This window comes from Pseudomonas sp. B14(2017), from assembly GCF_002113255.1.
Classification (GTDB): domain Bacteria; phylum Pseudomonadota; class Gammaproteobacteria; order Pseudomonadales; family Pseudomonadaceae; genus Aquipseudomonas; species Aquipseudomonas putida_Z.
In genome coordinates, this window is sequence record NZ_NEJY01000009.1 from 182,391 (window position 1) to 202,546 (window position 20,156).

Consider the following 20,156-nt stretch of genomic DNA (forward strand, 5'->3'; position numbering starts at 1 on the left):
GCCAAAAGCCAAAAGCCAAAAGCCAAAAGCCAAAAGCCAAAAGCCAAAAGCCAAAAGCTTAAGCGCCGGTTTTGATAGGGCGAACAGTCCATTTGCGATGGCGACGCTGGCTCACCCTTCCGCCCTTACGGCGGGTCCCTTTTTGTCGTGGCAAAAAGGAACCAAAAACCGTTCGCTCCCATCATCCGGCCCCTACGCTGCGCTTCGGGGTTCCCTCGCTACGGGCTCGCTCCCGGGAGTACGCGCTGCAGGCCCCATCCATGGGGCCTCAGCGCTTGACGGGCATCCATGCCCGTCACCTCCCTCCGCAAGCCCTTCGCTCGGCCTCCTGAAGTCGCAATCGGCGGCGCCTGAACTATCGCGCGCCTAGAAGCAAGATCAAAAGCGAAAAGCGAAAAGCACTCAGCGCCGCACCTGCTTGAGGGTTTCGGCGATCAGGAACGCCAGCTCCAGGGACTGGTCGGCATTCATCCGCGGGTCGCAGTGGGTGTGATAGCGGTCGGACAGCGCATCCTCGGTGATCGGCCGGGCACCGCCGATGCATTCGGTGACGTTCTGCCCGGTCATCTCGATGTGGATGCCGCCGGCATGGCTGCCCTCGGCCTGGTGCACCTGGAAGAACTGTTTCACCTCATCCAGGATCTGCGCAAAGTCGCGGGTCTTGTAGCCGCTGCTGGCCTTGATGGTATTGCCATGCATCGGGTCGGAGCTCCACAGCACCTTGCGCCCTTCGCGCTCGACCGTGCGGATCAGCCCCGGCAGGTGGTCGCCGACCTTGCCGGCGCCCATGCGCACGATCAGGTTCAGGCGCCCGGGGTCGTTGGCCGGGTTCAGCGTGTCGATCAGGCGGATCAGTTCTTCGGGGTTCATGCTCGGGCCAACCTTGACCCCGATCGGGTTGTGCACGCCGCGCAGGAACTCCACATGGGCACCGTCCAGCTGGCGGGTGCGGTCGCCGATCCACAGCATGTGCGCCGAGCAGTCGTAGTAGTCGCCGGTCAGGCTGTCCTGGCGCACGAAGGCTTCTTCATAGTTCAGCAGCAGTGCTTCGTGGGCGGTGAAGAAGCTGGTTTCGCGCAGCTGCGGCGCGCTGTCCAGGCCGCAGGCGCGCATGAATGCCAGGGTTTCGTCGATGCGGTTGGCCAGCTGGTGGTACTTGTCGGCCAGCGCCGAGTTGGCGATGAAGTCCAGGTTCCACTTGTGCACCTGGTGCAGGTCGGCAAACCCGCCCTGAGCGAAGGCGCGCAGCAGGTTGAGGCTGGCAGTGGCCTGGTGGTAGGCCTGCAGCAGGCGCTCCGGGTCGGGGATGCGGCTTTTCGCGTCGAAGCCGATGCCGTTGACGATGTCGCCACGGTAGGCGGGCAGGGTGATGTCGCCGATGGTTTCATCGCCCGATGAGCGCGGCTTGGCGAACTGCCCGGCCATGCGCCCGACCTTGACCACCGGGCAGCCGGCGGCGAAGGTCATGACGATGGCCATCTGCAGCAGCACCTTGAAGGTGTCGCGGATTTTCGCCGCCGAGAACTCGGCGAAGCTCTCGGCGCAGTCGCCACCCTGCAGCAGGAAGGCGCGGCCTTCGGTGACCTCGGCAAACTGCCGGCGCAGCTCGCGCGCCTCGCCCGCGAACACCAGCGGCGGGTAGCTGGCCAGGGTCTGTTCGACCTTCAGCAGGTGCGCGGCATCGGGGTAGGTCGGTTGCTGCTGGATCGGCAGGGCGCGCCAGCTGTCGGGGCTCCACGGTTGGTTCATCTCGGGCTCGGTCTTGTCGGTTGTAGGCTATGGGCCATGGTAACAGTTGGCGCTGCGCTTGTTGCATCGAGGGTGTTGACGGACAATGCGCGTTTTTGCGCGGGTGGGTGGTGAGCATGGCGGCGGAACGGGAAGAGCGGCTACTGGCACGGGTGGAGGATGCCTTTGGCGTCATCAGCGTGTATGAAGTCGACGACTACCGCTTTCTGGAATTCGGCGATGCAATCGAGCAGAGCTGCGTGTTCACGGCCGACCCCAGCTGGCTGGAGTACGACTATACCCGCGCCATGCTGGTGGGGGCGCTGTGCCACGAGCAGCCGGAGAGCGCGCTGTTTCTCGGCCTGGGTGCCGGCACGCTGACCCAGGCCTGTATGAAGTTCCTGCCGCTGGACGACATCGAGGCCATCGAACTGCGCCCGGACGTACCGCGCCTGGCCATGGAGTATCTGGGCCTGGACGACGACCCGCGGCTGTATGTACGTATCGGCGATGCCCTGGAGCTGTTGCCCACGGCGGAGAAGGCCGACCTGCTGTTCGTCGACCTGTACACCGACCATGGGCCGGGGGTGGGCCACCTGGCGTGGAACTTCCTGGAGAACTGCCAGCAGCAGCTGAACCCGGGTGGTTGGCTGGTGATCAACCAGTGGGCCACCGACGATGGCAAGCCGCTGGGCGCGGCGTTGCTGCGCGGGTTGTACCACCGGCATTACTGGGAGTTGCCGGTGAAGGAGGGCAATGTGATCCTGCTGGTGCCGGCGGACCTGGAGCAGACGCTGGACCTGGATGGGCTGAAAGCCCGGGCCGAGGCGCTGGCGCCGCGCCTGGGGTACAGCCTCGAGGGGCTGATCCGCGAGATTCGGCCGGCTACCTGATGAATCTGTGGCGAGGCTGCTGGCCCTATCGCCGGCAAGCCAGCTCCCACACCGACCGCGTTGGCCTCAAGCCATGCGCTGTCCCTGTGGGAGCTGGCTTGCCGGCGATGAGGCCGATACAGGCAATAAAGAATTATCGATTCAGCTCCAGGTGATTGATGGCCCGACACTGGCCAGGCACCCTGAAAATATTCCTCACGTCTGCGCACGATTTCGGGTATAGTACGCGCCGGTCTTTTAGCGGACCGCAAAATCAGGTGGTGCAAACCCTCCGAGTCCAGCTTCGGCTGCACGTCCGCTAGGCGGACTTTCCCACGTTTTCTTTTTCAATCGTTTTCGCAAATCCCCGCCGCCAAAGCTGCCTGGGTGACCTGTCGGTCTTTCATGGCTTGTGCAGCTTTGGAGCATGGGTCTTTGCGGATGCACCTAGAGGCAGACCCATGACCCAGGAAACCGGCGGCTTCGCCGCTCTCGATCTCAATCCGAATATTGTTGCTGCCGTTCTGGCGACCGGCTACGAAGAGCCGTCCGCCATTCAGCAACAATCGATCCCGATCATCCTCGCCGGTCACGACATGATCGGCCAGGCGCAGACTGGCACCGGCAAGACCGCTGCCTTCGCCCTGCCGATCCTCAACAAGATCGATGTGAGCAAGCGCGAACCGCAAGCCCTGATCCTGGCGCCAACCCGTGAGTTGGCGCTGCAAGTTGCTACCGCTTTCGAAACCTACGCCAAGCAGATGCCGGGCGTGAACGTGGTCGCCGTCTACGGTGGTGCCCCGATGGGCCCACAGCTGCGAGCGATCCGCAACGGCGCGCAAATCGTCGTGGCCACCCCGGGCCGTCTGTGCGACCACCTGCGTCGTGACGAAAAAGTCCTGTCGACCGTGCAGTACCTGGTACTGGACGAAGCCGACGAGATGCTCAAGCTGGGCTTCATGGACGACCTCGAAGTGATCTTCGATGCCATCCCGGCCAGCCGCCAGACCGTGCTGTTCTCCGCCACCCTGCCGTCGTCGATCCGTTCGATCGCCGAACGCCACCTGCGCGAGCCCAAGCACGTCAAGATCCAGAGCAAGACCCAGACCGTTACCGCGATCGAGCAGGCCCACCTGATGGTCCACGCCGACCAGAAGATCCCGGCTGTGCTGCGTCTGCTGGAAGTGGAAGAGTTCGACGCGCTGATCGCCTTCGTGCGTACCAAGCAAGCCACCCTGGACCTGGCCTCCGCGCTGGAAGCCAAGGGCTACAAGGCTGCCGCGCTGAACGGCGACATCGCCCAGAACCAGCGTGAGCGCGTGATCGACTCGCTCAAGGATGGCCGCCTGGACATCGTTGTCGCTACCGACGTCGCTGCCCGTGGCCTGGACGTACCGCGCATCACTCACGTGTTCAACGTCGACATGCCGTACGACCCGGAGTCCTACGTACACCGTATCGGCCGTACCGGCCGTGCTGGTCGCGATGGCCGTGCACTGCTGCTGGTCACCCCGCGTGAGCGCCGCATGCTGCAGGTGATCGAGCGCGTAACCGGGCAGAAAGTTGCCGAAGCCCGCCTGCCGAATGCCCAGGCCGTGCTGGACGCCCGCATCAAGAAGCTGACTTCGAGCCTGGCGCCGCTGGTTGCCGAAGCGGAAGCCACCCACGGCGAGCTGTTCGACCGCCTGACCGCCGACCTGGGTTGCAGCGCGCGTGCCCTGGCTGCTGCCCTGCTGCGCAAGGCCACCAATGGTCAGGCGCTGGACCTGGCTGCGGTAGAGCGTGAGCAGCCGCTGGTGCCGAGCTTCGCCCCGCGTGGTGAGCGTACCGAGCGTGGTGAGCGTGGCGAGCGCTCGGAGCGTGGTGACCGCGAGCGCCGTGCGCCGATGCCGCTGGCCGAAGGCCGTGTGCGTTGCCGTACTGCCCTGGGTGCCCGTGACGGCATCGCTGCCAAGAACCTGCTGGGTGCGATCCTCAACGAAGGTGGCCTGGCCCGTGACGCCATTGGCCGCATCCAGGTGCGCGACAGCTTCAGCCTGGTCGAGCTGCCGGAAGATGGCCTGGAGAAGCTGCTGTCCAAGCTCAAGGACACCCGCGTGGCCGGCAAGCAGCTGAAGCTGCGTCGCTACCGCGAGGATTGATCCTGGCGCAATGAAAAAATCCCCGGCTCAGGTCGGGGATTTTTTTTGCCTGTGCCATTTTGGGGCTGCTTTGCAGCCCATCGCGACACAAGGCCGCTCCTACAAGGGATCGCGTACTCCATGGTGACGCGTAACGCCTGTAGGAGCGGCCTTGTGTCGCGAAAGGGGCGCAAAGCGCCCCCGGCTATCTTCAGTCGAACCGATAAATGTCCATCCCCAACGCCCCCAAGGTAAACCCTTGGTGCACCACCCCGAACTTGCCCCCAGCCCCCAGGGCAAAGAACAGCGGCAGGAAATGCTCATCACTGGGATGGTTACGCACCGCAAACGGCGCCTGCTGCCGATAACCCAGCAGCGCTTCCTGATCATCCGTCCGCAGCTTTTCCACCACCCAATCCCTGAACGCCAGTGCCCAAGGCTCGATCACATCCGGCCCGGCATGCCAGTCCAGTTCGCCCAGGTTGTGGGTAATGCTGCCCGAGCCGATCAGCAGCACGCCCTGGTCGCGCAAACCCGCCAACGCCTGGCCTACCTTGACCTGCAGCGCCGGCCCCATGTGGCTGGGCAGTGAAACCTGCACCACCGGAATATTCGCATCCGGGTACATCAGCGACAGCGGTACCCAGGCGCCGTGGTCGAACGGCCGCTGCGCGTCCAGCCGGGCAGGCAGCCCGGCAGCCTGCAGCAGTTCACTGACCTGCCCGGCAAGGGTGGGGTCGCCCGGCGCCGGGTACTGCACCGCATACAGCGCCGGTGGGAAACCGTAGAAGTCATGCCAGGTCTCTGGTCGTGCGCTACCGGTAACCAGCAGTTCGCGGCTTTCCCAGTGCGCCGACACCACCACGATCGATTTCGGCCGGGGCAGGGCGTTGGCCAGCCCGGCCAGCGCCGGCCCGCTGGCGCCGGGTTGCAGGGCAAGCATGGGGGAACCATGGGAAATGAACAGGCTGGGCAGCATGGCGGGGTCCTGACGGTTAAGATGCACTCATCTTCGATCAACTACAGATCGAAATCCAAACCAACTTTTACCGACAAACCATCTAAAAATCGGGAGTGATCATGGAGCCAGCGTTCTGGCAGCAGCGGTGGGCCGACAACCAGATCGGCTTTCACCAGGCGCAGGTGAACCCCTATCTGCAGAAGTATTGGCCAACGCTTGGCCTGGCGCCGGGCAGCCGCGTGCTGGTGCCGTTGTGCGGCAAGAGCCTGGACCTGGCCTGGCTGGCCGGGCAGGGGCACCGCGTGTTGGGCATAGAGCTGTCGCGGCGCGCGGTGGAGGCATTCTTTTGCGAGCATGGGCTTGAAGCCGAGGTGCAACAGCGCGGGGCTTTCGAGGTTTGGCGCAGTGGTGACGTGGAGCTCTGGTGTGGGGATTTCTTTGCGTTGCAGGCAGGGGATATCGGCGACTGCGCGGGGCTGTATGACCGGGCGGCGGTGATTGCACTGCCGCCGCAGATGCGTGTGGCTTACATGCAGCTGTTGTCGGGCTTGCTGCCGACGAGTTGTCAGGGGGTGGTGGTGACTCTGGATTATGACCAGGCTTTGCTGGGCGGGCCGCCGTTTTCGGTGGAGGATGAGGAGCTGCGGCAAGGATTTGCCGGGTGGCAGGTGGATGAGCTGGGGGCTGTGGAGGTGATTGAGGAAAGCCCGAAGTTCCTGCAGGCCGGAGCTTCCAGTTTGTTGGAGCGGGTTTACCGGGTCAGCCGATGACAGGTGTGTAGCCTGCACCGGCCCTTTCGCGGGTGAACCCGCTCCCACAGGTACTGCACAATCCTCAAGGTATGTGGTGAACCTGTGGGAGCGGGCGAGCCCGCGAAGAGGCCGGCACAGGTGTACAAAAAAGGGCGACCGAAGTCGCCCTTTGTTTTTACCGGTTGGATCAACCGCGACGGCGCAGGGCCTCGATACGGTCTTCCAGCGGCGGGTGGCTCATCAGCAGCCCGGCCAGGCCGTGCTTCAGGCCACCATTGATGCCGAAGGCCTTCATGGTGTCGGGCATGTGCACCGGCAGGCCTTGCTCCACGCGCAGGCGCTGCAGGGCGCCGATCATCGCCGCGGTACCGGCCAGCTGTGCACCGGCTTCGTCGGCGCGGTATTCGCGGCGGCGCGAGAACCACATCACGATCATGCTGGCCAGAATGCCCAGGATCAGCTCGGCAACGATGGTCGCCACGTAGTAGGCAATGCCCTGGCCTTCTTCGTTCTTGAAGATCACCTTGTCGACGAAGTTGCCGATGATGCGTGCGAAGAACATCACGAAGGTGTTCACCACGCCTTGCACCAGCGCCAGGGTGACCATGTCGCCGTTGGCCACGTGGCCGATCTCGTGGGCAAGCACTGCGCGCACTTCATCGGGCGAGAAACGCTCCAGCAGGCCCTGGGACACGGCTACCAGCGCGTCGTTGCGGTTCCAGCCGGTGGCGAAGGCGTTGGCCTCGTACGCCGGGAAGATACCCACCTCGGGCATCTTGATGCCCGCTTCACGGGACAGCTCTTCGACCGTTTGCAGCAGCCACTGTTCGTGGCGGGTGCGCGGCTGGCTGATGATCTGGGTGCCGGTGGTCATCTTCGCCATCCACTTGGAGATGAACAGCGAGACGAGGGAGCCGGCAAAGCCGAACACGGCGCAGAACACCAGCAGGCTGCTGAGGTTCAGGTCGACCCCGTTGGCGGCCATGAACCCGTTGAAACCGAACAGGCTCAGGGTAATGCTTGCAACCAGCACCACCGCGAGGTTGGTGGCTACAAACAACAGAATGCGCATCATGGTTGTTACGTTCTCCTGACGGATGAGTTGTCGCTTACTGCGGGGTATATAAGGGGCCGGCCGTGCCGATTCAATCGGGCGACTATTTCAAACTGTGTACGGCGGAGTATGGCAGAGGATGGCGCGGGGGCTGTGGGATAGAGCGTTGCAGGATGTAAGAAACGTCCTGTGGGGTTTTGGGGCTGCTTTGCAGCCCATCGCGACACAAGGCCGCTCCTACAACTGATCGCGTAATCCTGTAGGAGCGGCCTTGTGTCGCGAAAGGGGCGCAAAGCGCCCCCAGGGCCATCACTTACTGCGAATAACCCTTCAGGAAATTCCCGATCCGGCCAATCGCCGCCTCCAGGTCATCCACCCGCGGCAAGGTCACCACGCGGAAGTGGTCCGGCCACGGCCAGTTGAACGCCGTACCCTGAACGATCAGCAGCTTCTCCGACAGCAGCAGGTCGAGCACGAACTTCTCGTCGTTGTGAATCGGGCAAACCTTCGGGTCGATCTTCGGGAATGCATACAGCGCACCCATCGGCTTGACGCAGCTCACGCCCGGGATGTCGTTCAGCAGCTCGTAGGTGCGGTTGCGCTGCTCCAGCAGGCGGCCCGGCGGCAGCACCAGGTCGTTGATGCTCTGGTAGCCGCCCAGCGCGGTCTGGATGGCATGCTGGGCCGGCACGTTGGCGCACAGGCGCATGTTGGCCAGCATGTCGATGCCTTCGATGTAGCTTTGCGCGTGGTGCTTGGGCCCGGAGATGATCAGCCAGCCGGAACGGAAGCCCGCCACCCGGTACGACTTGGACAGGCCGTTGAAGGTCAGGCACAGCAGGTCGGGGGCCAGCGAGGCGGTGCTGATGTGCACGGCTTCGTCGTACAGGATCTTGTCGTAGATCTCGTCGGAGAACACCACCAGGTTGTGCTGGCGGGCCAGTTCCAGCATGCCCAGCAGCAGCTCTTTGGAGTACACCGCGCCGGTCGGGTTGTTCGGGTTGATGATCACCAGGGCCTTGGTGTTCGGGGTGATCTTGGCCTTGATGTCCTCAAGGTCGGGGAACCAGTCGGCCTGCTCGTCGCACAGGTAGTGCACCGGCTTGCCGCCGGCCAGGCTCACGGCGGCGGTCCACAGCGGGTAGTCGGGGGCCGGGATCAGCACTTCGTCGCCGTTGTTGAGCAGCGCCTGCATCGACATCACGATCAGCTCGGACACACCATTACCCAGGTAGATGTCCTCGATACCGACGCCTTCGATCTGCTTCTGCTGGCAGTACTGCATCACCGCCTTGCGCGCGCTGAACAGGCCCTTGGAGTCGCTGTAGCCCTGCGCGGTGGGCAGGTTGCGGATCACATCCTGGAGGATTTCGTCAGGCGCCTCGAAGCCAAACGGCGCCGGGTTGCCGATGTTCAGCTTGAGGATGCGGTGGCCTTCCTCTTCCAGGCGCTTGGCGTGCTTGAGCACTGGGCCGCGAATGTCGTAGCAGACATTGGCGAGCTTGTTCGATTTGCTGAACTGCATGATGGGATCCCGATTGAGAAAACGCGCTACGCCCCGCCGAAAGGTTTGAAAGGGCAGGAAGCGGGTGCCAGACTGAACGCCTGGCACACGAAGCCAACTAATATACGTGCCACCCGCGCCCCGGAAAAGACGGTGCGCAGTGAAATTCAGCCTGCCGAGGTCCCTACATGCAAAAGATCGAGAAAACCCTGGAACAATGGCGGTCGATGCTCGACCCCGAGCAGTACCAGGTGTGCCGCCTCAAGGGCACCGAGCGGCCGTTCAGCGGCAAGTACAACAGCGAGCGCCGCGACGGCATCTACCATTGCATCTGCTGTGGCCTGGCACTGTTCGATGCGCAGACCAAGTTCGATTCCGGCTGCGGCTGGCCGAGCTTCTACGCGCCCATCGAGGAAAGCGCGATGATCGAGATCCGCGACACCTCCCACGGCATGATCCGCACCGAAGTCACCTGTGCCCGCTGCGATGCGCACCTGGGCCACGTATTCCCCGATGGCCCGCCACCGACCGGCCTGCGCTACTGCATCAACTCGGTGTGCATCGACCTGCGCCCGCGCGACTGACCGGAGCCCGACCATGGCTGGATCGATACTGGACATCCCCTGTGTGACCCTGGGCGGCGAGCACAAGAAGCTCGGCGACTTCCCCGGCAAGGCGCTGCTGGTGGTCAATACCGCCAGCCAGTGCGGCTTTACCCCGCAGTACAAGGGCCTGGAGCAACTGTGGCAGGCCTACCGCGCACGCGGCCTGGTGGTGCTGGGCTTCCCCTGCAACCAGTTCGGCAAGCAGGAGCCGGGCGATGCACGGGAAATTGCCCAGTTCTGCGAGCGCAATTTCGGCGTGAGCTTCCCGCTGTTCCGCAAGGTCGAGGTCAACGGCCCCGGCAGCCACCCGCTGTTCGTCGAACTCAAGCAGCGCGCCCCGGGCATTCTGGGCAGCCAGAAGATCAAGTGGAACTTCACCAAGTTCCTGGTCGACCCGGCCTCTGGCCAGGTAACGCGCTACGCCCCCACCACCAAGCCGCAGGCCCTGGAAGCGGACATCGAGCGCCTGCTCAGCCGTTGACCGGCACCCAGTGGTCGACCAGCGCCAGCAGCTCTTCACGGCGGAACGGCTTGGCCAGGTAGTCGTTCATGCCCGCTGCCCGGCAGCGCTCGCGCTCCTCGGGCATGGCGTTGGCCGTGAGGGCGACGATCGGCAGGTCGGGCCAGCGGCCGCTCTGGCGGATGCGCCGGCTGGCCTCGTAGCCGTCCATCACCGGCATGTTGCAGTCCATCAGTACCAGGTCGAATTCGTCCTGTTCCAGTAGCTCCAGGGCCTCGGCGCCCTGGGTGGCCAGCTGTACCTGGCAACCGAGCTTGGCCAGCATGCCCTTGGCCACCAGCTGGTTCACCGGGTTGTCCTCCACCAGCAGGATGCGCGCGCGGCCTTGTTCCAGGGTGATGGCCGGGGTGGCCAGCGGGTGTTCGGGCTCGTGGCCCTGCAAGGTGCGGCGCAAGGTCTGGTACAGGGCGTTGCGCGCCAGCGGCCGGGCCAGCTGGTGCAGGGGGGCGAGGGTGACCGACTGTTCGCTGGGCAGGAAGTTGCCGTAGGCGGTCACCAGCAGGATCGGTGTCTTCAGTGCCGGGCGCAGTTCGAACAGCTGGTCCAGGCTGTCGGTGATCAGCAGGTCAATGGCCGTGGCGTCCAGCCCCGCGCTGCTGTCATGGTGCTGATAGGCAAGGCCCCAGGCGGGCAAAAGGTCCTGCAACAGTTCATCGAGCCCGCTGCCGGCCGCGCTCAGCGCAGCCACGCGCCCGTGCAACGGTGCCGGCGGGATGGCTTCGGTGTGCACGGCCAGCGGCAGCTCGGCGGTGAAGCGGCTGCCGAAGCCCGGGTCGGACTTGATATGCAGGTGGCCCTGCATGGCCTTGCACAGGTTGCGTGTCAGCGCCAGGCCCAGGCCGGTGCCGCCGTACTGGCGGGTGATGCCGGCGCCGGCCTGGGTGAACGGCTGGAAGATCCGCGCCTGGGCTTCTTCGGGGATGCCGATGCCGGTGTCGCGCACTTCCAGGCGCACACCGCCGACGATGGTCGCCAGGCGCACATCCACGCGACCGAAGCGGGTGAACTTGAGGGCGTTGGACAGCAGGTTGCTGACGATCTGCCGTACCCGCGTGGGGTCGCCAAGCACGCTGCTGGGGAAGTCGCGGGCGATCAGGCAGGTCAGCTCCACGCTTTGCGCGGTGTTCTGCGACAGCAGGTTGGCAGTGTCCTCAACCATCGAGCCCATGTCGAACGGAATGCGCTCCAGCTCCAGCTGGCCGGCATCGAACTTGGACAGGTCGAGAATATCGTTGAGCAACTCCACCAGCACCTTGCCCGAGTCATGGGCTATCGCCAGCTGCTGGCGTTGCTCGCTGGGCAGCGGGCTGTCCAGGGCAAGGGCGATCATGCCGAGCATGCCGTTGAGCGGGGTACGGATTTCGTGGCTCATGTTGGCGAGGAAGGCGGCGCGCGCCTGGGCCATGTCCAGCGCCCGGCGGCGGGCTTCTTCCAGCTCCTGGTTGGACAGGCTCAGGCTGCTGTTGCTGGCCTTCAGCTCGTTGGTGCGTGCCGAGACGATATCTTCCAGCTCGTTGAGGTACTGGGTCAGGCGGTTTTCCGCGGTGCGCCGCTGCTCGATCTCGGTGGCCATGCTGACGAACTGCTGGTTGGCGACCTTCACCAGTACGCCGATCTCGTCGTGTTCGTGGCCGTGCGGGCAGGCCACGCGGGTTTGCCGGGGCTTGCGCGGGTCGCTGCCGCTGAGCGCGCCGATCACCGTCACCAGCGGCTTGGTCAGCATCATGTAGAACAGCGCCAGGAGGATGCCGGTCAGCACCAGGCTGCGGGCGAAACCGTTGAGCAGGGTGATGCCGGCACGGTCGAGAAAGCGGCTGCCGAAGGCGTAGGTGTCCACCTCCAGGTACAAGGTGCCGAGGTATTCCTCGGGCATGTGGGTCAGGTACAGGCGTTCCTTGAACTGGCGCTGGTCGCCGAACAGGAAGTCGCTGAGCGGCCGGTAGCGGTCCTGCAGGCGCGGCCGTTCGACGTCGGCCAGTACTGTTTCGTTGTTGTCGATCAGCCGCGCACGGATGATCGCCGGCGATTGCAGCAGGCCGCGGGTCAGCTCCAGGGCCAGTTCCGAGTCGATGTTGTAGGCGATGCGCGAGGCCGGGTTGTGGCTGATTTGCAGCAAGGCGCGCACTTCACGGTTGATGGACGCGTCTTCGCTGGCATAATCGATGCCGATCTGGATGAGACTGAGCAATGTTCCCAGGATGAAGCCGACCAGGACTGTCAACCGGGCTTGCTTGTATGACAGGCGATTGGTGAACTTGATATCCATGTGTCCCGAGCCGGTTTCACGTCCCTTGCGCTGCGCAAGCATAGCCGAATAGCCCCGGCTGCTGGTGGGTCTGTCTGTTCATTTCAGTTGATCGCCAAGCGGGGGCCGCTTTGCGCCCCTTCGCGGGCTTGCCCGCTCCCACAGGTATATCACTGCCCTCGAGATTTGCAGTGTACCTGTGGGAGCGGGCAAGCCCGCGAAGGGGCGCGCAGCGGCCCCAAAAAACTGAAATTCGTAGGAGTCGTCATGGACGCTCGCTTGATTGCTTTCCTGGACCGCGCCGAATCGGTACTGGCCCGCCTCGAACCCCTGTTGCCGGCCCAGCGCCCGAACATCGACTGGGCCACCACCCTGGCCGCGCGCTGGCAGCGCGATGGCCGCAGCGGCTACCTGTTGCCGCTGGAAGTCAGCCTGGACATCCGCCTCAGCGACCTGATCGGCGTCGACCAGCAGCGTGACCAGCTGGGCCGCAACACCCATCAGTTCATCAACGGCATGCCGGCCAACCATGCACTGCTGTGGGGCTCGCGCGGCACCGGCAAGTCGTCGCTGGTACGTGCCCTGCTGGCCGAGCACGCCGGTGCCGGCCTGCGCCTGATCGAAATCGAACGCGACCACCTGGCCGACCTGCCACGGGTGGTCGAGCAGCTGCAGAAGTTGCCGCAGCGCTTCATCCTGTTCTGCGATGACCTGTCGTTCGAAGCCGGGGAGGGCGACTACCGGGTGCTCAAGAGCGTGCTCGACGGCTCGCTCGAGCAGGCCCCCGACAACGTGCTGCTGTACGCCACCTCCAACCGCCGCCACCTGGTGCCGGAGAAGGAGAGCGACAACGAGAACTGGAAGCGCGTGGACGGCGAGCTGCACCCCAGTGAAGCGGTGGAAGACAAGATTGCCCTGTCCGACCGTTTTGGCCTGTGGCTGTCGTTCTACCCCTTCACCCAGGAACACTTCCTGAACGTGGTCGAGCACTGGATCGGCCAACTCGCGCAGTCTGCCGGCCTGGCCTGGCAGCGCAGCGAAGAACTCGACATCCTCGCCGTGCGCTGGGCCACCGGCCGCGGTAACCGTAATGGCCGTTGTGCCTATCAGTTCGCCCGCTACTGGGTCGGGCTGCAATTGCTGGAGCAAAAGTAAATGATCGACCTCAATGCCAGTGGCGCCGGCCTCGACGGCTACAACCTGCTGGCGGCGCAAGTGCAGGCGCTGTTTGCCGACGAGCGTGACTTCATCGCCAATGCCGCGCAGTTTTCGGCATTCCTCTATAACCAGGTGGACGACCTGAACTGGGCGGGGTTCTACCTCAACCGCAACGAAGAACTGGTGCTGGGCCCGTTCCAGGGCCAGGTGGCGTGCGTGCGCATCCCGTTCAGCAAGGGCGTGTGCGGGGCGGCAGCGGCCACCCGGCAGACACAGCGGGTAGAGGACGTGCATGCGTTCCCGGGGCACATTGCCTGTGACAGCGCGTCCAACAGCGAGCTGGTGATTCCGCTGGTGAAGGAGGGCAGGTTGATTGGTGTGCTGGACCTGGACAGCCCGAAGCTTGGGCGCTTCAGTGAGGCGGATCAGGTGGGGCTGGAGCGGTTGGCGGCGATTTTTCTGGAGCTGACCGACTGCTGATGGTCGTTGCCTGTACCGGCCTCTTCGCGGCTAAAGCCGCTCCCACAAGGATGGCATCAAGCCTGAAGGCAGTGCGGTCCCTGTGGGAGCGGCTTTAGCCGCGAAGAGGCCAGTACAGGTTAAAGCATCAGTCGTACATCACCTTCTTCTTCCAGGTCTCTTCCTCATCGGTCTTGAGCCCCTGGGTCAGTTCATTTTGCTCGTCCTCCGCCGGGGCCATGCGGTCCAGCACCTGGGCGTTGGCCCGGGCCAGCAGCTTCTCCAGGTACGTCAGCTGCTCTTCATATACCTTCGGTTCCGGCTGCTTGCGCAGGTATTGCACGCCGCGCTCGAAGGCCAGGCGCGCCTGGCCTGGCTGGTTCTGTTGCAGGGCCTGCTGGCCGAGGTTGTTGAAGAACTCGATATGCAGCAGCACCAGGATATGGCGGATTTCCTTGATCCATTGCTTGGCCTCGGGCGTGGGCAGGAAGCCCTCCTGGGCGGCGCGGGTCACCTGGTTGTGCAACGCCTCCAGCAGGAAGCGCACATCCTTGGCCTTGATCTCGGTCTGGATCGGGTTGGGCGGGTTGTTCACCGGGATCTGCGCACCCTGGGCAATCAGCCTCTCCAGTTCGGCGATGCGCGCCTTGATCTCGGCATTGTGCTTGTCCATCGCCAATTGACGCTGGTTGAGGTTGAGCTCCAGGCGGGTCAGCAGCAACTTCAGCGCCGGGGTCATGAACTGGCCGGGGAAGGTCTCGGTGATTTCGCCACAGCGGCGCAGGCGGTCGGCCAGCTCGACCTTCATCCGGGCGCGCTCGAGCTTGCCGTTCTCGACCACATTGTTTAGGTAGCCGATCACGATCAGCAACGCGATACCCGCCACGATGAGCAGGGTGATCAGAAGTGGTGTCACCGTTAATGCCTCATTGAAGAAGAATTACAGCTTGAGTGTAGTGAGTTCGGTGTGGGACGAACAGCTGCTAAATCCCTGTGCCGGCCTCTTCGCGGGCTTGCCCGCTCCCACAGGTGCAACACAGGCCTGGGGGTTGGCGACAACCCTGTGGGAGCGGGCAAGCCCGCGAAAGGGCCGGCACAGGATTGCTTCTCTCTATATCGGCAACCCATCCCGCATCTGCACCCCAACTCACCCGGAAGTCATTGATTTAAATAAATTTCTACAAAGGGGTTGACGCCTGTCCGAACCATCCATAGAATGCGCGCCACTTGCAGCGTAAAGCACACAGCGAAACGCGGCAGGGAGTGAAAGCAGGCAGTAATGCCAGCAGCGTGTCCCCTTCGTCTAGTGGCCTAGGACACCGCCCTTTCACGGCGGTAACAGGGGTTCGAGTCCCCTAGGGGACGCCAAATTGCGGGAATAGCTCAGTTGGTAGAGCACGACCTTGCCAAGGTCGGGGTCGCGAGTTCGAGTCTCGTTTCCCGCTCCAGTTTCTCCGGCAGCGCCTAAGGGCGGGGCAGGAAAAGAAAATCCAGGCTGAATCGTGAGGTTCAAATCTGGTGCACTGAAAAGTGTTGTGTGTCCCCTTCGTCTAGTGGCCTAGGACACCGCCCTTTCACGGCGGTAACAGGGGTTCGAGTCCCCTAGGGGACGCCATTTGCGGGAATAGCTCAGTTGGTAGAGCACGACCTTGCCAAGGTCGGGGTCGCGAGTTCGAGTCTCGTTTCCCGCTCCAGTTTAAATACTGTGGCGTCTATGCGGTGCAGTGGTGGTGAAGGTCTTCAAGGCGCTTCACGCCGATAGCGGTAAAGCTTCACAATGCGGGAATAGCTCAGTTGGTAGAGCACGACCTTGCCAAGGTCGGGGTCGCGAGTTCGAGTCTCGTTTCCCGCTCCAATTTAAAAAAGCCACTCTTTCGAGAGTGGCTTTTTTTTGCCTTTCATTTCTGTGGCTCAACAGCCCATCGGCCGAATGCCTGGTTATCGCTATCACGGCATTCCGATGCCCCGTGCCCTCAGTACAGCTTTGGCATATCCATGGCCCATGCTACGCGACGGGCAGAATAACGGCACCTGATAATTCTGCCAGTAGGCATGCTCTTGTGCGTGGTTTAAGAATGGCCGGAGGGGCACTTGGCTTTCGAGTGTGCCATATCCATACTCACCCCGAGGGTTGTAAATCATGTCTACTGATGGTCAGAATGAAATAGATCTTATGGATTGGCCTATGATAGCTGCATTGGATAGAAGCAGTACCAATCAGTTACTCAGTCAGGTTTACATCAGCCGCTTCAATACATCCAGTTTTCTTCCGCCTGTCAGCGGCGTAATTGAGGGGTCTGCCAATGAATACCGCTATGCGATCGAAAGTTTTCTATTGAGTGAGCCACGGTTGTACTTTGAATCAACCGGTTTGAACGACTCACGGGCCAATATGAAAATGCAGGTGCTGGGAGGTAACCAGATATCGCAAAAATACATCAACGGTCGTTGGCATGCTCAATCGATACATTACATCAGTCCGTCATTAGGTCCAGAGCTATTATTTAACCTTGATTTGCCGGATACGCCTGTCCAGGTGGGCAAAGATGGTAGCTTGTCCATGGACTTGAGTCGCAGTAGTGATTTTGAACTGACCTATACCGACATCGCTCTAGACAACCAGCTAGGGGGGGATTTCTTCAAGCTTCTATTCGAGAAGCTTGACCCTGCTCAGCGAGTGTACCCGGTCGGTAATGTTGAATTAGGTGATGTCCCGTGGTTTAAACCCAAGGCGGCTGTGCTGCGAACCCAGAAAAAACCAGATAGTACCGATGGTGCTGTACTGGTATTCGTACAGATCGACGGTTTATCACAAGGTTATTTGCCCGTTAAAGATGAAATGGGCTATATGTTGAATGATGATTACTCTGCCAGGGTTCTATTCAATCGGAAATGCGTGTTGTTGCCGCTAATCGAAAAGGGCCTGAAAAGCGCATTTAATGCTAGCGCCGTTTCATTGCTGCGCGATGAGAAAGGATTTGTATCAAAAGCTGAAATAAAAAATTGGTCCGTTGCACTAAGAGGGATGACGATAGATGGTGAGTTCGTTACCGAGTGGGATAATCGATCCTATTTAGTATATTATGGTATCGATTTGCAGGATGTTGAACTTAAAGGTGAGTCATTATTGTTTGATATCAAGAATTCCTTGACGTTTGGTTTTGATTTCGGGGATCCTGTTCCTATGAATTATAGAGGGATTTCTGGGGCCAAGGATTTTATTGATTTGGTTAGTTATAATATAGTGTTGTTCTTGAATGACTGGGCAAGTAAGCAATTTCCAATCTACTCGCCTGAAATGATTTGTAATGTTACCTATGAAAATATGATGCATCCTCCACTCGTTGATATAAAAACGCTTGGGAAACCGCAAGTGCATAAGGAGGGTGGCGAGGGCGAAGAATCTGCAGCACATCTTAAGTACCCGAATTGGAATGATTATCGATATAATGTATTGCCTGCGCAACTTAAAGAAAGTTGGAGTTCTCACATTGATAAAGGTAAATACAAAGAACCCCTTTTGGATAGAGTAAAGCAAAAGTTGCAAGATCAGTTGTTCTTGGTTAAAGATCTGGAGTTGCTGTCCGACTTGGTCAAGTTCAATTTCGGAAAAATCATCGACATCAAGGACGTTCAACTTGTCATGGATGGTGATGTAAAAGGTGATATCCGTCCAGAGCTAACTGCTTTTAGCGTCGATCCATTGATGGTAACCCTTCCAGCCGGTGGCGAGTACAAGTTCGGTGTCATTCCTGAGGCTGAAAGTGGTGAGATCAAATGGACACTGGAGGACCCGCAGCGCAGTAACAATTTAGGTGACATAACAGATGATGGGCTATATACAGCTCCCGATGTCGACCTGTTTGACGGCCTGTTCAAGCATGTGCGCGTCGTGGCTAAACACAAGTCCACAAACTATACTTCGGCGGCCTTGATTACGGTGCTGAAAGAGTCGATCAGCGTAAATCCGTTGATCGACTCGACATCAGGGATGGAGCGCACCTTGAAGGCCGCGTCTGTAGGAATCGAGGGTGAGAAGTTAAGTTGGAGTATCAAGCTCGCCGCCCCGCTAGATGGTCAGGAAAAAAAGGCAGCCAAGCCAGGTAGTCTGGACAAATACACCGGTAGCACGGTGAAGTATACGCCGTCGAGAGAATTCAATGAGGATAGCATTCTTCTAGTCGATGAGATCACGGTGACCGATGGTATCAATACGGCTACTTCTTATATTGTCAATCGCAAGAGCGATCCAACCAATGTGGTCCAGTATGAAGTGGTCCAGATCGAAGGAGAGAACGGAGCCAGTACGCTAGGCGTGCAATGTCAGGCGACAGTCAATAATAGATCGGTTGAAGCGAAGTGGAAGGTTATGCTGGATGGTCCCGGTGAAATAGGTGAAGATAATGGCTTGTACAAGGTCGACCTCACTGCAGATCAGCGCTTTGTATTGATCCATTCGCTAGCGACTATTCCAACAGAGTTTGGCGACTTCTATTTTGAAGGTTACTTGATTCTTCCGCTTCCTCTGTCCGAGATCGATCGCGCCCTGCCCGGTACGGTGGAGGTCTCGTCGTCAACCGGCGAAATCCTTCGTCAAATACGTCCTATGAACTGATCTGCGAGCCACAGGCGTGCGTGCCGGTCAACCCGGCACGCCTCTTTGATTTCATTCGATCAACATCGGCGACAGCAGATCGAAGGGTTGCCAGGTGAGTGAGTCGTCGAAAGTGGCGTAAGCCAGGATCTCCAGGTGTTCATTCAAGGTAAAGTACTCAAGGTCTGTTTTGGTGAAGGTACCGATTTGCACTTTGCCGCTGTCACTGGTGACCGCAGTGGTACCGATCTGCCGTTTCAGCTTGCTACCCGTGCTGCGGTCACGCCCATATAATTCCAGCTTCACATGCTGCCCTTTGAATACGAACGGCCATGCTTCTGAGCTGACCGTAGCTGTGCGCTCTCCCAGACGTTTGATGCTGAGCTGCCCGCCGTCGACTGCATCGCTGAATGGTGTCGGCATGTTGGATACTTTATCGACTTTCAAGGTATGAGTACTGGATGGGGCCCATGTACCATCACTTTGCAAAACTTCATAATTCAAGGAAAGGGAGTAGCCCGATTGCTCGGCCACTTTTCTGGCAGGTATGAAGTAGGCCCGCTTGCCAGGCTCGATCGGTGTATCGATGGTAAAGGCGCCACGCGAACCGGGCGTTCCCCAGTACACTCTGATGAGTTCGCCGGGCTCGATGGTTTCCTCGTTTTCAGTGACTAGCAAGGTAGCACCGGAGATGGCCCGGTTGGGTATCAGCGTGCTGCCGTTGCTGCCACCGTCGGCCTCCCTGATCGTAGGCGGGGGCAAGGTGCGTGGCGCAGGTGTGGCCTTGCTTTGCAAGGGGCGGTTGCTACCCCTCTGAACGGGAGTCCCGGCGCGGTCCTGAATGCTGAAATAGGCGAGCCGCGTCCCGTCCTTGGCAAGCCGTATGGCCGCGCCCGGGATGCTGATCTCCAATGCCTGTCCGGCCTCCGCCTTGTTCAGGGTCTTGCTGCCTACCTCATTATTTTCGCCTGATATTTCGTTCCAGTACCAGCTCAACTTGTCTCCAGCGTTGCCCCCTTCGTAGGCAGTGGTGGTACCTTTGAGTTCATCGCCGTTGGCCTTGAGGTACTTGTCGGTGACGCCGGCCGAGATGACTTCTGGCGGGAAAGTGATAAAGCTCATATCCGGCAATATGGGTGGCACTGTGTCCACGGTAACGGTCAGCTCGTGGGAGGTAGCCTTGTTACCATCGCCCAGGACTACGCTGTAGTACAGGGTGTGCTGGCCGTTGCCCATACGCTCGACCGGTACCAGGATGAACAGCTCTTCAGGCAGAACCTCGCTGTCCCATGTTCTGCTTCCCACCTCGGTGCCATCCCAATACAGAGTGAGCGTTTCGGGCGCCCCTGGTGCTGGCTCGGAGTTCATCCACATTTCGAACTCTACCCGTAACGGTTCCAGCGTAGCTGCCATCGGCAGCAGGTTGGGCTGGCCGTCAGGGATATCGGGAAGCAACTGCAGAATTCTCGGAAGCGGAAGTGATGGGGCCTGGTTGCCAGAGTGCCTGGCAATGTCGGCTTCAGGAGGGGAGGAGGGGGATCTTGAAGCTGTCATGGGGTAACTCCTCAATAAAAAGGGGAGGCA

General features: G+C 60.8%; 14 protein-coding genes, 5 tRNA genes and 1 pseudogene. 13 read left to right on the top strand and 7 right to left on the bottom strand.

Annotated elements, in window-relative coordinates; genetic code table 11:
• Positions 1-402: 402 nt before the first annotated feature.
• Positions 403-1,749: a class II 3-deoxy-7-phosphoheptulonate synthase gene (locus CAG34_RS11615; protein WP_003247094.1), complete on the bottom strand. Its 1,347-nt coding sequence runs from the start codon at positions 1,747-1,749 to the stop codon at positions 403-405.
• Between the two features lie 116 nt (positions 1,750-1,865).
• On the opposite strand from CAG34_RS11615, the gene CAG34_RS11620 reads away from it, so the two are divergent.
• Together CAG34_RS11620 and CAG34_RS11625 are read left to right on the top strand one after the other, a co-directional pair.
• Positions 1,866-2,621, top strand: coding sequence for a spermidine synthase (locus CAG34_RS11620; RefSeq protein WP_025338183.1), 756 nt, complete (start codon positions 1,866-1,868; stop codon positions 2,619-2,621).
• Positions 2,622-3,027: 406 nt separating this feature from the next.
• A pseudogene (locus CAG34_RS11625) lies at positions 3,028-4,741 on the top strand (DEAD/DEAH box helicase).
• A gap of 190 nt (positions 4,742-4,931) precedes the next feature.
• Here the strand turns inward: CAG34_RS11625 and CAG34_RS11630 are convergent.
• On the bottom strand, positions 4,932-5,699 hold the full coding sequence (locus CAG34_RS11630) for a class III extradiol ring-cleavage dioxygenase (protein WP_085590097.1): 768 nt from the start codon (positions 5,697-5,699) through the stop codon (positions 4,932-4,934).
• Positions 5,700-5,800: 101 nt separating this feature from the next.
• Between CAG34_RS11630 and CAG34_RS11635 the strand changes: the two genes are divergently transcribed.
• Entirely contained in the window at positions 5,801-6,451 is a 651-nt protein-coding gene (locus CAG34_RS11635) for a thiopurine S-methyltransferase (protein WP_085590099.1), read from the top strand.
• A 169-nt stretch (positions 6,452-6,620) separates the two neighbouring features.
• Here the strand turns inward: CAG34_RS11635 and htpX are convergent, their stop codons facing one another.
• Together htpX and CAG34_RS11645 are read right to left on the bottom strand one after the other, a co-directional pair.
• Positions 6,621-7,508, bottom strand: coding sequence for a protease HtpX (htpX, locus tag CAG34_RS11640; protein ID WP_003259721.1), 888 nt, complete (start codon positions 7,506-7,508; stop codon positions 6,621-6,623).
• A gap of 292 nt (positions 7,509-7,800) precedes the next feature.
• Complete coding sequence (locus tag CAG34_RS11645) at positions 7,801-9,012, bottom strand: pyridoxal phosphate-dependent aminotransferase (protein WP_013971543.1); 1,212 nt, start codon at positions 9,010-9,012, stop codon at positions 7,801-7,803.
• A 167-nt stretch (positions 9,013-9,179) separates the two neighbouring features.
• Here CAG34_RS11645 and msrB point away from each other — a divergent pair, with 167 nt between their 5' ends.
• The gene (msrB, locus tag CAG34_RS11650; protein WP_085590101.1) at positions 9,180-9,575 is read left to right on the top strand and encodes a peptide-methionine (R)-S-oxide reductase MsrB; all 396 of its coding nucleotides are present in this window, start codon (positions 9,180-9,182) and stop codon (positions 9,573-9,575) included.
• 13 nt (positions 9,576-9,588) lie between these two features.
• Positions 9,589-10,077, top strand: coding sequence for a glutathione peroxidase (locus CAG34_RS11655; RefSeq protein WP_015269382.1), 489 nt, complete (start codon positions 9,589-9,591; stop codon positions 10,075-10,077).
• Here the strand turns inward: CAG34_RS11655 and CAG34_RS11660 are convergent.
• A complete protein-coding gene (locus CAG34_RS11660) occupies positions 10,067-12,424 on the bottom strand; it encodes a response regulator (protein WP_085590103.1) in 2,358 nt (785 codons plus the stop codon). The genes CAG34_RS11655 and CAG34_RS11660 overlap by 11 nt on opposite strands.
• A gap of 204 nt (positions 12,425-12,628) precedes the next feature.
• Between CAG34_RS11660 and CAG34_RS11665 the strand changes: the two genes are divergently transcribed.
• A complete protein-coding gene (locus tag CAG34_RS11665) occupies positions 12,629-13,516 on the top strand; it encodes an ATP-binding protein (RefSeq protein WP_075044109.1) in 888 nt (295 codons plus the stop codon).
• Positions 13,517-13,999 (top strand): GAF domain-containing protein, encoded by a 483-nt coding sequence (locus CAG34_RS11670; protein ID WP_003260813.1) that lies wholly within the window; start codon positions 13,517-13,519, stop codon positions 13,997-13,999.
• A gap of 127 nt (positions 14,000-14,126) precedes the next feature.
• Here the strand turns inward: CAG34_RS11670 and CAG34_RS11675 are convergent, their stop codons facing one another.
• Complete coding sequence (locus tag CAG34_RS11675; RefSeq protein ID WP_085590105.1) at positions 14,127-14,894, bottom strand: hypothetical protein; 768 nt, start codon at positions 14,892-14,894, stop codon at positions 14,127-14,129.
• A 376-nt stretch (positions 14,895-15,270) separates the two neighbouring features.
• On the opposite strand from CAG34_RS11675, the gene CAG34_RS11680 reads away from it, so the two are divergent.
• The 6 genes from CAG34_RS11680 to CAG34_RS11705 all read left to right on the top strand — a co-directional run bounded on the left by CAG34_RS11680 (position 15,271) and on the right by CAG34_RS11705 (position 18,593).
• A tRNA-Glu gene (locus CAG34_RS11680) sits at positions 15,271-15,346 on the top strand.
• Between the two features lie 4 nt (positions 15,347-15,350).
• A tRNA-Gly gene (locus tag CAG34_RS11685) sits at positions 15,351-15,426 on the top strand.
• Positions 15,427-15,517: 91 nt separating this feature from the next.
• Positions 15,518-15,593: transfer RNA gene (locus tag CAG34_RS11690), tRNA-Glu, on the top strand.
• Positions 15,594-15,596: 3 nt separating this feature from the next.
• Positions 15,597-15,672: transfer RNA gene (locus tag CAG34_RS11695), tRNA-Gly, on the top strand.
• Positions 15,673-15,757: 85 nt separating this feature from the next.
• Positions 15,758-15,833: transfer RNA gene (locus CAG34_RS11700), tRNA-Gly, on the top strand.
• Positions 15,834-16,118: 285 nt separating this feature from the next.
• Positions 16,119-18,593, top strand: a complete 2,475-nt coding sequence (locus CAG34_RS11705) for a hypothetical protein (RefSeq protein ID WP_143516463.1) — start codon at positions 16,119-16,121, stop codon at positions 18,591-18,593.
• Positions 18,594-18,644: 51 nt separating this feature from the next.
• Here CAG34_RS11705 and CAG34_RS11710 read toward each other — a convergent pair whose 3' ends face one another.
• Positions 18,645-20,126, bottom strand: a complete 1,482-nt coding sequence (locus CAG34_RS11710) for a hypothetical protein (RefSeq protein WP_085590109.1) — start codon at positions 20,124-20,126, stop codon at positions 18,645-18,647.
• Positions 20,127-20,156: the final 30 nt, after the last annotated feature.